This window comes from Pseudomonas sp. NFACC41-3 (assembly GCF_900109505.1).
GTDB lineage: Bacteria > Pseudomonadota > Gammaproteobacteria > Pseudomonadales > Pseudomonadaceae > Aquipseudomonas > Aquipseudomonas chlororaphis.
The window spans coordinates 115,931-129,786 of the sequence record NZ_FOAE01000005.1; the positions used below are offsets into that span (position 1 = coordinate 115,931).

At 57.5% G+C, this 13,856-nt stretch carries 14 protein-coding genes, 1 tRNA gene and 1 pseudogene; 8 read left to right on the forward strand and 8 right to left on the reverse strand.

Features of this window, described 5'->3' with window-relative positions:
• Window positions 1-4: 4 nt before the first annotated feature.
• A complete protein-coding gene (locus BMY68_RS22165; protein WP_053262084.1) occupies window positions 5-274 on the reverse strand; it encodes a hypothetical protein in 270 nt (89 codons plus the stop codon).
• Between the two features lie 729 nt (window positions 275-1,003).
• On the opposite strand from BMY68_RS22165, the gene BMY68_RS22170 reads away from it, so the two are divergent.
• The 5 genes and pseudogenes from BMY68_RS22170 to BMY68_RS29700 all read left to right on the forward strand — a co-directional run.
• Window positions 1,004-1,663, forward strand: a complete 660-nt coding sequence (locus BMY68_RS22170; protein WP_085534358.1) for a YdcF family protein — start codon at window positions 1,004-1,006, stop codon at window positions 1,661-1,663.
• 935 nt (window positions 1,664-2,598) lie between these two features.
• Window positions 2,599-3,057 (forward strand): (2Fe-2S)-binding protein, encoded by a 459-nt coding sequence (locus tag BMY68_RS22175; protein WP_009044404.1) that lies wholly within the window; start codon window positions 2,599-2,601, stop codon window positions 3,055-3,057.
• Window positions 3,054-5,255, forward strand: a complete 2,202-nt coding sequence (locus tag BMY68_RS22180; protein ID WP_085534356.1) for a xanthine dehydrogenase family protein molybdopterin-binding subunit — start codon at window positions 3,054-3,056, stop codon at window positions 5,253-5,255. The genes BMY68_RS22175 and BMY68_RS22180 overlap by 4 nt, the downstream gene beginning before the upstream one ends.
• Before the next feature lie 11 nt (window positions 5,256-5,266).
• Entirely contained in the window at window positions 5,267-5,836 is a 570-nt protein-coding gene (locus tag BMY68_RS22185; protein WP_009044406.1) for a hypothetical protein, read from the forward strand.
• A gap of 141 nt (window positions 5,837-5,977) precedes the next feature.
• A pseudogene (locus tag BMY68_RS29700) lies at window positions 5,978-6,094 on the forward strand (IS3 family transposase); the annotation flags it as partial.
• Between the two features lie 196 nt (window positions 6,095-6,290).
• Here BMY68_RS29700 and BMY68_RS22190 read toward each other — a convergent pair.
• Window positions 6,291-6,366: transfer RNA gene (locus BMY68_RS22190), tRNA-Gly, on the reverse strand.
• A gap of 63 nt (window positions 6,367-6,429) precedes the next feature.
• Window positions 6,430-6,990 (reverse strand): CDP-diacylglycerol--glycerol-3-phosphate 3-phosphatidyltransferase, encoded by a 561-nt coding sequence (pgsA, locus tag BMY68_RS22195; RefSeq protein WP_007924430.1) that lies wholly within the window; start codon window positions 6,988-6,990, stop codon window positions 6,430-6,432.
• Between the two features lie 362 nt (window positions 6,991-7,352).
• Between pgsA and BMY68_RS22200 the strand changes: the two genes are divergently transcribed.
• Together BMY68_RS22200 and BMY68_RS22205 are read left to right on the forward strand one after the other, a co-directional pair.
• Window positions 7,353-8,483 carry a polymorphic toxin type 44 domain-containing protein gene (locus tag BMY68_RS22200; protein ID WP_085534355.1) on the forward strand — a complete coding sequence of 377 codons (1,131 nt, stop codon included), beginning with the start codon at window positions 7,353-7,355 and terminating at the stop codon, window positions 8,481-8,483.
• A complete protein-coding gene (locus BMY68_RS22205) occupies window positions 8,470-8,886 on the forward strand; it encodes a hypothetical protein (protein WP_037004821.1) in 417 nt (138 codons plus the stop codon). The genes BMY68_RS22200 and BMY68_RS22205 overlap by 14 nt, the downstream gene beginning before the upstream one ends.
• 8 nt (window positions 8,887-8,894) lie before the next feature.
• On the opposite strand, the gene uvrC is transcribed toward BMY68_RS22205, so the two are convergent.
• The 3 genes from uvrC to BMY68_RS22220 form a co-directional block, all read right to left on the reverse strand.
• Window positions 8,895-10,718: an excinuclease ABC subunit UvrC gene (gene uvrC, locus BMY68_RS22210; RefSeq protein ID WP_009044408.1), complete on the reverse strand. Its 1,824-nt coding sequence runs from the start codon at window positions 10,716-10,718 to the stop codon at window positions 8,895-8,897.
• Between the two features lie 2 nt (window positions 10,719-10,720).
• Window positions 10,721-11,362, reverse strand: coding sequence for a response regulator transcription factor GacA (gene uvrY / locus BMY68_RS22215; protein WP_009044409.1), 642 nt, complete (start codon window positions 11,360-11,362; stop codon window positions 10,721-10,723).
• A gap of 145 nt (window positions 11,363-11,507) precedes the next feature.
• Window positions 11,508-11,873 (reverse strand): helix-turn-helix domain-containing protein, encoded by a 366-nt coding sequence (locus BMY68_RS22220; RefSeq protein WP_009044410.1) that lies wholly within the window; start codon window positions 11,871-11,873, stop codon window positions 11,508-11,510.
• Window positions 11,874-11,954: 81 nt separating this feature from the next.
• Here BMY68_RS22220 and BMY68_RS22225 point away from each other — a divergent pair, with 81 nt between their 5' ends.
• Complete coding sequence (locus BMY68_RS22225) at window positions 11,955-12,185, forward strand: DNA-binding protein (RefSeq protein WP_009044411.1); 231 nt, start codon at window positions 11,955-11,957, stop codon at window positions 12,183-12,185.
• Window positions 12,186-12,242: 57 nt separating this feature from the next.
• Here the strand turns inward: BMY68_RS22225 and BMY68_RS22230 are convergent, their stop codons facing one another.
• Together BMY68_RS22230 and BMY68_RS22235 are read right to left on the reverse strand one after the other, a co-directional pair.
• Window positions 12,243-12,689, reverse strand: coding sequence for a GNAT family N-acetyltransferase (locus BMY68_RS22230; RefSeq protein ID WP_085534353.1), 447 nt, complete (start codon window positions 12,687-12,689; stop codon window positions 12,243-12,245).
• Window positions 12,686-13,444: a carbon-nitrogen hydrolase family protein gene (locus tag BMY68_RS22235; RefSeq protein ID WP_085534351.1), complete on the reverse strand. Its 759-nt coding sequence runs from the start codon at window positions 13,442-13,444 to the stop codon at window positions 12,686-12,688. Before BMY68_RS22235 ends, BMY68_RS22230 begins: the two co-directional genes overlap by 4 nt.
• Window positions 13,445-13,856 lie beyond the last annotated feature (412 nt).

The following is a 13,856-nucleotide window of genomic DNA, read 5'->3' on the forward strand; positions in this document are numbered from 1 at the left end:
CATGTCAGGCACGGGCGAACTGCCAGAGAGCAATGCCCGCGGCCAGGGTAGGCATGGCGAAGACCAGCAACAGGATAGGCAACTCTTGGCGCACGCTATAACCCGCGTAGGTGACACCCACCCACATATTGATGCCTGCCATCAGCAGCCAGAAAGGGACAAAGGCCTTGGTCGCCAGTGCCATGCCCAGGCTGTCCCCGCCCCAAAGCCAGCCGAACAGAATAAACACCAACAGAAGGAGCAGACCTCCCGCCATGACCATCAGTACATGCATGTCCAACCTCCTGGTTCGCGCAACGTCAGGCTGGGCAAAACGCCCTGCCCCGACAAGCCTCGCGCAATAAGCAAAAAACGCTGTTGCGCCTCGCGGGCACAGGCGAAAATACCGATGTTGAGAAGGCACAAACCGCCCATGCATCGGGTGCGCTGTCCTGCATGGGCAATCGAAAGGGAGCCGCGGCGCTTCGCGTAGAATCGCCCCCCTGCAAGACTGTGCCCTACCACAGGAACCGCGACGACAGACCCATAGGCGTACAGCTCTGTTGCAGTCAAGCGAAACCCTCTGGTTCAGGTCGCGTGCAAGCAGACCACCCAGGACCCTGGCCTCACTACCGGCGAGAAATACAATTGCTCCAGTGACAGAATGGCGACCATGGGAAATATCCGCCCTGCCTGCTGGATAGCGTTGAAGTCTAGGTAAGAGGGACTGACAGATAAACTCGTCCAATCTGGATAGACAATCCCAAAATTCCGCCCAGTTCAAACTGCCTTTTTCATAAAGGACAACAACTTGATGTCAGCCATATGTCATCACGCGTTTTTCTGTTTGGTTATCGGCCACCGTGCCCGCCACTGCGCACAGTAATCAGCGGTGACATGTTGTACTCGCCGATCCAGATTCCATTTTGGCAATGGAGGACGCTTTCGGGATGACAACCAAGCGACGCCCTTCCTCGTATGATCCGCATTCTCGAATTCGACCCTCCTTGCACAAGGTGATCTGATGACGAACGAAGAGCTGCAGGCGATCGGTGACTACGTAATGCCGGAGATACCGGCCACCCGTTCCGATCTGGCGTTGATCTTTGGCACGCGGCACGGCGTTGAAGAGTTCTGTGCGGAGATCGCTACCCTGTGGCACGCTCAGATGTTTCTGCGGGCTATCGTCTCGGGCGGCCAAACTGGAGAATGCTCCACCGTCGAGGCGCGCGTCATCGCGAGCCGGCTGATGGAACTCGGCATTCCGGAGACTGCCCTCCTCATAGAGCCCACAGCCATGAACACCGGCGAGAACGTTCGCTTTGCGCGTGCGCTGGCGCAATCGCAACTTGCTCCCGAAGAGCGGCGCAGCGTCCTTGCCGTCGGCAAGGTTTGCTCGGCGCGGCGATACCTGATGACGCTGCGGCGCCACTGGCCCGAACCCTCGATAAGTGCGCGGTGGATCAATTATTTCCGCGTCGACAAATCCAGTTGGCATCAAGACCCTGAGTTCTACGCGCGAGTGCTGGGTGAGTATCGAAAGATTCCTGGCTACATCGACAGCGGACTCCTGCGGGAGCTTGAAGAGCTTGGGCCGTATCCAGCAATTCCTGGTTCAAGCCTGGATCGCATCGATCCAGCGAAATCGAATCCGCCGACAACAGAGCCGGGTTCCGTCATCTGACAGAAATACTTGTCGACATCTTGGCATCACCAACTGGCGTGCAGGCAGCACGACGTCCTGAAAAGACGCAGTCCGCGGCGGAGAACACCCTCACAACTTCCAGCAAGATAGGAAGGTCAAGTTGGTATGTGACGATAAGGCCGTGCCAGTGATGGACCTCTTGCACGCCTGGATGATCGCCCAGAGCCAGCTCGTACACGGCGACTCGGTTATTAGCAAAGCGCTGGATTACAGTCTCAAATGCTACGAACTTATTACAATCGTTTAACCCATTACCCTTCATGTCGATTCAACGGGCAAGTGATATTGCCAAGTCGCTACCCTCATAGATGGGAGCCGGTTTAAGTGTGCGGGACCGGATATTCGGAGGCATACTTCCATTGTTCAGAAATCAAGGATTGTCTATCCATAAATGACTAGCTTATTTTTAAATTCGAACGTTTTAAAGTAAGCGATATCTCCTGCCTCCAGGAGCAGGCCATGTAGCAGGCTACCCGATCAAGAGTGAAATTGTTTTCATCGACGGGGGAACAGAAAACAGGTGGATTGATTCCTCGCGACTTGGCACAACAGGGAAGCACACTAGTGATTTACTGCAACAGCGCATCGAGTAAAAGCGATCCAGGTACGACTATTTGTTGGGATCAAAGCCTTGGATGCCGAAGTGGTATCCCAGGCAAAACCTGCTCTATCGTCACCTCATGCTTTGGCGCTTTGTAGGCACGTCTATTGTCTTACAATTATCTGGTCATCACCCGTTGATTCCGAGTTGCAGGTACATGCTTGGCTTTAATACCACCACGTTACCCGCTCGAGTAACCAGGCCGTAGGGTGCCTACTTCTACTATATCCACGCCACTCTTGCCACCGGCATCATCGCTACAGCCGTAGGTGAGATTGCTCCATATTTTTCCGTCCAATAAAGAGGGAATATCATGGCTAAGATTAAAGTTAATGGAGATTGGCGAGAAGTTGACGCCTCGAATGGTCGTCCTCTTTTATGGGCATTACGTGAAGACTTGCAACTCACGGGAACCAAGTTTGGTTGCGGTGCGGCGCTGTGCGGTGCCTGCACCGTGCTTCTCGATGGCATACCCGTTAGATCCTGCGTGACGCCTGCCGAAGTTGTGACAGGCAGGTCCATCACCACCATCGAGGCGATGGGGAGTTCTAATATTGGCAAGCGTGTGCAGAAGGCATGGACGGACCTCAATGTCCCCCAATGCGGTTACTGTCAATCGGGTCAAGTAATGGCCGCGGTGGCATTACTTACACAAATACCGAAGCCCACCGACACTGATATTGATCAGGCCATGTCAGGCAACATCTGTCGATGTGGGATGTACCCGCGTATTCGGGCAGCCATTCACCAGATTGCGGAGAGCCTGGCATGAAACGCATTCTGGATACCTTTGGAACGAAGCACTCTGCCTCAGTCACAGGCCTTAGTCGGCGACATTTTCTTCAATTAAGCGCAATTGCCGGTGGCGGGATCATGGTGGGTTTTCATTTACCCGAAGTGATGGCGGGTACCCCTGTACAGATGCCCCATAAAACCGTGCAGCCTAATGCTTTTGTACGTATCACTGCTGACAACTGGATCACGGTAATTGTGGGTCATACCGAAATGGGGCAAGGCGTCACAACCATAATCCCAATGCTGGTTGCCGAGGAAATGGACGCTGATTGGCAACGTGTGCGTTGGGAGCAGGCACCCACGGCACCCGCCTATCAGAACCCTCTAATGCATCAGCAACTTACGGGTGGCAGCCTGACGACAATCGCCCAATACGAGCCTCAGCGTAAAGCCGGTGCCGCTGTCCGCGAAGTGATGCTAGCTGCCGCCGCAAAGCGCTGGCACGTCGATGTGTCATCACTGCGTACCGACACCGGCCGCGTGATCCACGACGCGAGCGATCGTAGTGCCACTTACGGTGAGCTAGCAGTCGATGCCGTGGGTATTGAGCCGCCAGCAAATCCAAAGCTCAAGGACCCGAAGAACTTCAAGATCATCGGCAAACCACTTCGTCGTATCGACGCCATGACCAAGGTCGACGGTTCGGGTAAGTTTGGCATGGATGCCTATGTACCTGGCATGCTCATCGCGGTGCTCGCGCGCCCGCCGCTTTTCGGTGGCAAAATCTCACACGTCGACGCCACAGTGGCCAAGGCTATGCCCAATGTCGTCGGTGTCTATGAAACGCCGCAGGGGGTCGCTGTGGTGGCCAAGGATTTCTGGTCGGCAAAGCGAGCTCGTGATGCCCTCGTTCTGATGTATAGCGATGTGAATGGCGAGCGCGTTTCGACGGATGAACAGCGCATTATGTATCGTCATCTGATGTCACTTGAAGGAACGGTGGCACGTAGCACTGGCGATATAGGATTGGCACAACGGAGCGCCGCGAAAACATTCACCGCCGACTACTGGTTTCCTTACCTCACTCACGCGCCGATGGAGCCACTTAATGCCACCATCGATTATCGCGGAGGAAACACTGCTGAAGTGTGGATGAGCACGCAATGGCCCGAAGGTGACCAACATGCGGCGGCCTCGGTACTTGGGCTGAAACCGGAGCAGGTAAAACTTCATACCCTGTTGACCGGCGGTGGATTTGGTCGACGCTCTTCGCTCGGTTTCGACGTCATCATCGCGGCCGCGCACATCGCCAAGGCAGTTCGTCGGCCGGTCAAGATGATCTGGACACGCGATCAAGATATCCAGGGCGGTTATTATCGTCCCAGTGCCTACCATCGGCTCAGTGCGACTCTTGACTCTCAGGGCACTATTACCTCTTGGACCAACCGTATCGCCGTGCAGTCGATCGGTACCGGCACAGTGATGGAACGCTTCATTGTCAAAAACGGCATTGACTCGCTCTCGGTTGAAGGAGCTGAAGATATTCCTTACGCCATCCCGAATCTGCGAGTCGACTTGCACACGCCACGCTTCCAGGTTCCCGTATTGTGGATGCGCTCAGTGGGGCACTCGCATACAGCCTTCGCCGTTGAGCACTTTCTTGAAGAGATTGCGCATGGGATAGGCAAGGATCCTTACCAAATGCGCCGTGAACTGCTGCAAGAAAAGCCGCGTCACCTTGCCACACTCGATGCAGTGGCCAAGTTGGCCAATTGGTCGACGCAACCGAAAGCAGGCGTATTCCGAGGCATTGTGGTCCACGAGTCATACGGTAGTTTTGTAGGGACCGTGGTCGAGGCTAGCGTCGCGACTGATCAAACGCTTACCGTGCATAAGGTGTACTCCGTCATTGACTGCGGCGTGGCGGTGAATCCCGACCTGGTCAAGGCGCAGATGGAGTCGAGCATTGCTTTTGGTCTCTCGTCAGCGCTGTACGGCGAAATTACCCTGAACAAAGGAGAGGTACAGCAGGGCAACTACGATGACTATCCAGTCGTCCGCATGAGTCAGATGCCGCAGATCGAAACGATGGTAGTAGAAAGCGCCGAGTCTCCCGGTGGCGCTGGGGAGCCTGGCGTTGCTGGCGTGGCTCCAGCGCTGGCCAACGCAATCCTATGGGCGACCGGGCAGCCAGTACGATCGCTACCGCTACGCCATTCCTTTCGTGTTGTCTAAGGTAACCTGACATGTACATCACAAGAGCGACGATTCTGCGGCTGTCTGCCGCGCTGAGTATTATGTCATTCGACGCACAGGCTCAGGAGCCCAACGCTTATCAATTGTTCGATCCAGTCGTGAGCGTCTTACAAAGCCCCCGCTGTATGAACTGCCATCAGAGTGCACGGCCGACCCAAAAAGATTCGATGATTGCTCATATCCAGAATGTAGTGCGTGGCACGGCAGGTCTGGGAGCACCCACGATGCAATGTATTGCCTGCCATCAAGAGAAGAACACCGCCGACGGCAAGGTGCCAGGTGCTCGCGGGTGGCATATGCCACCGTTGCCTATGGTCTGGGAGGGGCTGACCAGTGCGCAGATATGCCATCAAATGCAGGACCCCAAACGCAATGGCAATCGTAAAACACCCGAAGAAGTCATCGAACATATGAGAACCGATCCGCTGGTGCTATGGGCTTGGGATCCCGGTGCTGGTCGATCCACGCCAAGCATCACACACGATCAGTTTATCGAGCGATTGGAACTCTGGGCCAAGGCTGGGATGCCATGCCCGGACGAGCAAGCAGCGGCACGCTGAGCGTGACAATCAACACATGACGCTGCTGCTGGTTAACGTCATTGGCCTATTGACGTCTGCGACTCAAGGCATGCTGCGCTGGAGAGCGAGATCCATACCCGCCGCGTGGTCTGTGTGATTGACTGCGGCACTCCGTTAACCAAAAGAGCGACGGCCGAATGGTTGGATATCCCGAACATTTTGAGTCGGGAGTTCGATGTGCCGGCACCCAACCAGGTGTGGTGCGGGGACATCACTTACATCTTGGCCCAGGATAAATGACACTATCTGGCGGTTGTGCTGGATCCGCAGGACCTACTGTTTCACTCGGATCAGGGGTCAAAGCGCCGGATTAATGTACTAAAAAATCGTGGCTGCTAATACTTTCGAGAAAAACTTACTGGAACGAAAAAAGAGGCCGAAGCCTCTTTTTTCATTTTCTGCAGACCTCAATAGAAGCCTGTAGAACAATATTTGGAGCGGGAAACGAGACTCGAACTCGCGACCCCGACCTTGGCAAGGTCGTGCTCTACCAACTGAGCTATTCCCGCGTCTTGGTGGTGTGCATTCTATAGAAATTCGAAACTGCGTCAACCCCTTGATTCAAAAAAGTTTTATTTCTTTTCCACATCGGTCTTCAGATGCGGCCAGGCGGCGCGCAGGTACTGCAGCATGGACCACAGGGTCAGGCCTCCCGCGATCAGCAACAAGGCATAACCCAGCAGCACCCAGAAGGTGAAGGCCGGCGGGTTGGCCAGCAGAATCACCAGCGCCAGCATCTGCGCGGCGGTTTTCCATTTGCCCATGTTGGATACCGCCACTTGCGCGCGGGCACCCAGTTCGGCCATCCACTCGCGGAGGGCGGAAACGACGATTTCACGCCCGATGATCACCGCCGCCGGCAGGGTCAGCCACAGGTTGCCGTGCTCTTGCACCAGCAGCACCAGGGCCACCGCCACCATCAACTTGTCGGCCACCGGATCGAGGAAGGCCCCGAACGGTGTGCTTTGCTCCAGGCGTCGCGCCAGGTAGCCATCGAGCCAGTCGGTGGCCGCGGCGAACGCGAAGACGGAACTGGCGGCCATGTAGCTCCAGGAGTAAGGCAGGTAAAACAGCAAAATGAAGATCGGGATGAGCAGAACGCGTAGAACGGTGATCAGATTAGGGATATTCATCGGCACAACTGGCTACGAGGTGAGTTGGCAATCTACTCGAAAAAGACAGCAGATGAGCTAGGCACGGCCATTCTACGGGCTTCTCGCACAGCGTGTCTAACACTGTTCCAACACGTTGAGCCCCTCGAAAGCGCAACTTCCTGGGGCCTGCGCGCGCAGTATCAGACTCAGTTCGCAAGTCTGCTGGAACCCTCGTATGTAGACGTAGTGCGGTGGCCATGCAGATTTTCCAGCCAGACTCTCAGACCTCGCTAGACTCTATCCAAGTTCAGAATCGTCCTAAAGCCTTGCCCATCGCCGCTTGCTAGGTTTGCGCGGCTCTACAAAGAGCCCCGCGGATCAGTCAACGCAGGGACGATAAAATGCTCTCTTCTGCTCGCCTGGGCGACAAACACGTCTGCCCTCTTCCCGGTCACGGCACCACTCCTATTGCTTCCGCTTCTGGTGACATCAACATCAACTTCATGGGAGCAGCCCGAGTCGGTGACACTTGCGGTTGTGGCGCAGTCATCACCACGGGGTTTCCCTCGATCATCCTGAATGGCCGCCCTATGGCCCACTTAGGGAGCCCGACCAGTCACGGTGGGACAATCATTACGGGGTCGGGTGACACCTTCGGTGGCTTTGTCATGGGCCCCACTCCTGACGCGGCAATCATTAACTTCGCAACCCTCGGTGTGTTTCGCCCAGACGGCTCGGTAGACGATGAAAAGATGGCGACCTTGCTGGCCGACCCGAGGCTGACCGAGAAGGCGACTGCTGCAAATGCCTTGATTGATCCCAATGCGACCTCTAAGGCGCCTGAAGAGCAGCCAGAGGAGAAGGCCTGTACCGACCCCGATCGCATGGAGGAACTGGCTGCCTATATTGCGGGCGAGATGAATGCCAACATCAACAGCCCGTCTGTGCGACAGATGAAGGATTTGAATAACTTTGACCCAGCAATGGAAACACGAAAATACGCTGAGCTTCCGTTCTACATGCGGCTCGGTCCCGGCCCAGACTTCTACAGTTTGGCGCTCGGAAAGAAAGCCAAGGCTTTTGCTATCTGGACTGAGCGAGTGGGGCAGAACCGGCCTTGGGACCACAAGCCAAAGCTGAAAAATCTCTTTGGTGAATACCCTTGGCATAAGCAAGGTGCCTATGAATATTTCTACGATATCTGGTCGAACATCCACTACGGATATGTTGGTGTCGCAGGTGGGCTTTCTGAGAGTGTCTTATTGGACGGTGCTGGTGTAGAGCAAATTGGATCAGACACTTGGCGCTTCATCAAAAACCCTAAGAGATTTGATGGCCCGCAAAGGACCCAGGGCGTTGAAGGTATGCGCGCATGGGATGATGTACCCGACAGGGTCTCGATTATTATCGGGATGAGCCTATACAAGGAATATCCAAATGGCGGCCTCACAGGGAAAATCATTATGGACAAAGTGTTGGCAGTACCCATAAGCGACTGGGCGAAAGGAGTTCAACCACATGTCTGCAAGTGAGAAAAAGCGCTACTTAGGGCGGTGGATTACAGGATTCGTTTGCGTCCTCATTGCATGCTGGTATTTGGCTTTGCCAAGGGTCGTCATTTACTACTCAGACGATGGCTCAAAAGAACTCAAATACGTCTTCAATACGCAGCATTCAATATTTCGACGAGACTTGATGCCGGGTGAGACAACCGGTGATGCAGGGCATATTTTCCCCGATAAGGATTTCTTTATGATGTTCGATTGGTGGGCCGATACGACCCCGGCCCGGTGCATCTACATCACGCCAAAACGGTGGAGAACAATGGGCATTTACCTTGATGGGAGCGCTAAGATCGACATCACGAAAACAGCCCCTGATGTTATTGCCCGCCTGAAACAGTGCCCCGGTCAGCCCGACCCTTTCCGCCCCTGAACTCTCCCCTACTCGCTATGCAAGTTCGCATAAATCAGTTCAGCGAGCTTTTTACTGATCCCCGGCGCCTTGGCGATCTCCTCGATGCTGGCGCGAGACAGTTCCTGCAATCCACCAAAGTGTTTCAGCAGGTCGCGGCGGCGCTTGGGGCCGACGCCGGCCACGCCTTCGAGGGTCGAGGTGCGGCGGGTCTTGCCGCGGCGCGCGCGGTGGCCAGTGATGGCGAAACGGTGAGCCTCGTCGCGGATCTGCTGGATCAGGTGCAGCGCCGGTGAGTCGCCCTTGAGGGTGAACTCATGGGCCGCATCGTTGAGGTAGAGGGTTTCGAAGCCGGCCTTGCGCGTCGCGCCCTTGGCCACCCCCAGCAGGATCAGGTCGGGCACCGCCAGCTCGTTGAGCACGTCGCGGGCCATGGATAGCTGGCCCTTGCCGCCGTCCACCAACAGGATGTCCGGCAGTTTGCCCTCGCCGTCCTTGAGTTTGCTGAAGCGCCGGGTCAGGGCCTGGTGCATCGCCGCATAGTCGTCGCCGGCGGTGACGCCTTCGATGTTGTAGCGCCGGTAATCGGACTTCAGCGGACCTTCCGGGCCAAATACCACGCAGGACGCCACGGTCGCCTCGCCGCTGGAGTGACTGATGTCGTAACACTCCAGGCGTTGCGGCGGCTCGTCCAGGTTCAGCACTTCGGCCAGGGCTTCAAAACGTGCGGCCACATGCTGCCGATTGGCCAGCCGCGCGCTCAGGGCCTGCTCGGCGTTGGTCACCGCCAGTTGCTGCCAGCGCGCCCGCGTGCCACGCACCCGGTGGCTGATGCTCAGCTCGCGACCGCGCAAGGCCTGGATCGCGGTGATCAGGGTCGGGAAATCTTCATGGACCACGTTGACGATCAGCTCGCTGGGCAGGTCGCGCTCCGGGCTGCTGAGAAAGTACTGGCCAAGGAATGCCGACATGACCTCGGCCACCTCTTCCTCGATACCCACCTGGGGAAAGAAGTTCTTGCTGCCCAGCACCCGGCCACCACGCACGCTGATCAGGTGCACGCAGGCACCGCCCGGGTTGACGAAAGCCGCCACCACATCGACGTCGCCGCTGCCGCCTTCCATGCTCTGCTGGTCCTGCACCCGCCGCAGCAGGGAAATCTGGTCGCGCAGCTCGGCGGCCTTCTCGAAGTCCAGGGTGCTGGCCGCCTGCTCCATGCCGGCCGACAGTTCGTCGGTCAGGGCATTGCTGCGGCCTTCGAGGAACATCACCGAGTGGCGCACATCCTCGGCGTACACCTCGGCCTCCACCAGGCCGACGCACGGCGCCTTGCAGCGCTTGATCTGATATTGCAGGCACGGCCGGGTGCGGTTCTTGTAGTAGCTGTCCTCGCACTGGCGGACCATGAAGGTCTTTTGCAACAGGCTCAGGCTCTCGCGAATCGCCCCGGCGCTGGGGTACGGGCCGAAGTACTTGCCCTTCTGCTTCTTCGCCCCACGATGGATACTGAAACGCGGAAACTCGCCGTCCGACAGAAACACATAGGGATAGGACTTATCGTCGCGCAACAGGATGTTGTACGGCGGCCGCCACTCCTTGATCAGCGTCTGCTCCAGCAGCAGGGCTTCGGTTTCGTTGGCGGTGATGGTGGTTTCGATCTGTGCGATGCGCCCCACCAGGGCAGCAGTCTTCGGCGCCAGGCCGGTTTTGCGAAAGTAGCTGGCCAGGCGGCTCTTCAGGTTCTTGGCTTTACCGACGTAAAGCAGACGTGCATCGCCGTCGAACATGCGATACACGCCAGGACGGCCACTGCAGGTGGAAAGAAAAGCACTGGGATCAAACGGGTCGGTCATTGTCAGGCGCTGGCATCGACCATGCCGTGGCGAACCGCCAGCAACGTCAGTTCGACATCACTGCTGATCGAGAGCTTCTCGAAGATACGGTAACGGTAGGTATTCACGGTTTTCGGAGACAGGCACAGCTTGTCGGAGATGATCTGCACTTTCTGGCAGCCGACAATCATCAGCGCAATCTGGATCTCGCGCTCCGACAAGGCGTCGAACGGTGAATCACTGGACGGCTGGAATGACTTGAACACCAATTGCTGGGCAATTTGCGGGCTGATGTAACGCTGGCCGGCAAACACCAGGCGGATGGCCTGCACCATTTCGTTGAGACCCGCGCCCTTGGTCAGATAACCCGCCGCGCCGGCTTGCAGCAAGCGAGTCGGGAACGGATCTTCTTCACACACGGTGACGGCCACGACTTTGATATCCGGGTGACTGCGCAACAACTTGCGCGTGGCTTCAAGACCGCCGATCCCGGGCATCTTGACGTCCATGAGGACCACATCGGGTTTCAATTCCCGGGCCTTGATCAGGGATTCCTCCCCTGACTCGGCCTGACCGACCACTTGCAGGCCATCGATGTCAGCCAGCATTCGTGTAATACCTGTACGAACGAGATCATGGTCATCGACTACTAGCACCCTAATCAAGCAGACACCTCGCGATTTGGTCTTATAGGTTGCCGGACACCTTAGCAAAAAAGCAGCGTGCTGACCTAATGACAAACACCATATAAAAAGCACTTGTTCACCAGGGGTATCCGGTGGATGGTTGATGCGCTGCGAACGCCCTGCCCTAAGGCTCTCGGGCGTCCGCCTTTCTTTTCATGAGGCTGGAAACCGAAAGCTCGGCAAGGGTATGGGTCAGGTGCCGGATCGCGTCCTGATCTTCCTTGTACAAAGCCCGATAACTGACGAGGATTTTCTCTTCGCTCTGGCTGAGGTTATCGGCCCTGGTCGGGGTCCGCCTGCCAGTCACTATATAAAGGACATCGACCCCTTTTGCCGCCACCCGGGACAAGTAATCCGCCTTGGGCACACGGTCTCCATTTTCATATCTGCCTTGGGCATTGGCTTCCACGCCGCCAACTTCACCAAATTTTTTCTGCGACAACCCCAGGCGTTCCCTTTCCTGTCTTAACCGCGAACCGATTCCACTCATTTGGATGTATGATCCTTTTTTATGCACCCCTAGGGGTGTTACACCCTTCAAGCATTGAACAAATTTGAACGGTTTTGAACTATGCCCGGTATCCGCACTGCCGCACAAGCCAAGGCCTGGCTTGAACATCAAGGTAAATCGGTTCAACAGTTCGCCCGTGAACACGGGGTCGACCCAGCCACCACCTACCAGGTATTGGCCGGCCGCAAGAAAGGACGACGCGGAGAGGCGCACAAGGTGGCCGTATTGCTGGGCATGAAAGACGGCATCATCCTTGCCGAGCCGGAGGGTCCCGATCAGGCGCCCGCCTGATCCTCGACTGTCGCCACACTGCTCGGGACGACCGCCGCCCCGCACAGAAACCAGCGGCTACGCATCCGCGGCGCTGCTTCGCTCCATCCGTAGAAAGCACTCGTCTTCCCCGACCACCTTCAGCCCCATGCGCCCATAGAGCGCCTGCGCCGGGTTGTCCTTGAACACTGTCAGCCGCAGCAGCCCGCGCCGTTCGCCGCGCGCCATCGCCCGCACCTGTTCGATGGCCCAGGCCCCGGCACCTTGCCCGCGAAACGCCTTGAGCACATGCAGCTCGCGAATATACAAGGCCCTGGAATCGCGACTCAGGCTGACGAACCCCAGCACCTCGGCGCCCTGGCAGATCAGCAGGTTCTCCCGCCCGGCCCAGGCCACATCGAAGGCTTCGTCCAGCCACAATAGGTCGTGACGGATGTAGTAGCCCAGCATGGTGCTGCGGGTCAGGTCGCGGGCGAACAGCAGATCCTCCGGGGTGTTGGCCGGACGCAGTTGGAAACCGTTCAAGACGCTTCGACCGTCACTTGTTGACCACTCCAGCGACCGGCGTCGCGCCGGGCGATCAGCAACTCATCGCCAGTGCCCGCCGCGACTACGATCAACCCGCCATCCGGCCCCCAGATCGCGCTGCGGCCCGCCGACACCCAGCCGCCGGTCGGTCCGCCGTGGTTGGCCATCAGCACCAGCATTGCATGCTCCGCGGCATAGCCCTGCAACAAGGCACTGTCCGCGGCGTAGCCGTTTTCGCTGATCAGCACGCCGGCGGCATAAATACCGGCACCGGACTGCGCCGCCGCACGCGCGTGGCTGGCCTGGGAGAAATCGGCGCACACCGCCAGGGCCACCCGGTCCTCGGCGAAGCTCAGGTTCGCGCCACCCGCGCCTGGGCTGAACACCAACTCCTCGCCGGCATGCAGATGCTGCTTGCTATAGACCGCCAACGACCCATCGGCCGCCAGCACCAGGGCGCCGATCAACAGCGGGCCCTCGGCCGACAGGCGAATGGGCATGCCCACCACCGCCGTCACCCCCAGCTCCCGGGCCAGATCGCGTAACGGTTGCAACAACGGGCTCTGGGGCAAGACCGCCAGCTCGGCCGCCAGCGTGGGCTCGTAGCCGGTCAGGGACAACTCGGGAAACACCAGCAATTGCACACCCTGCTCCGCCGCGGCGCGGATAAAGGCCTGGTGCCGGGCGATATTGCCCGGCAGGTCTCCGGCGACGGAAATCGATTGGGCGGCGGCAAGGGTCAGGGAAGTCATGATTCGTCCTGAATGAGCACAAATGAGGGCGAGGCGAGTGTGTCATAAAACTTCAAAGCGCTTAACTCATAGGCACTTACTGGTTATGTAATAGGAATTTCTGATTGAACCGCCACCCCGGCCTCTAGTAAGCTCGGCCCACTTCACGGAGAAACAGCATGTCGTCCCTCACCCTTTCCATGCATCGTCACACTGCCAGCGCCTCGCGCGTCGGTGCGGCTGCCTGGGTGAAAAACGCCTGCGCTCCGGCGAGCTTTTATTTTGGGTATTGGTTTAGCCACTGGCGCGCCTGATACCCAAACGGCGCCCACTTGAACGGGTCGCCTACCAGAGAAAATCTCACCCCCGGTCGGCCTCCCGACCGGGGGTTTTGTTTTTCTGGGCCAACGATTTTTAACCACGACTTTCAGCG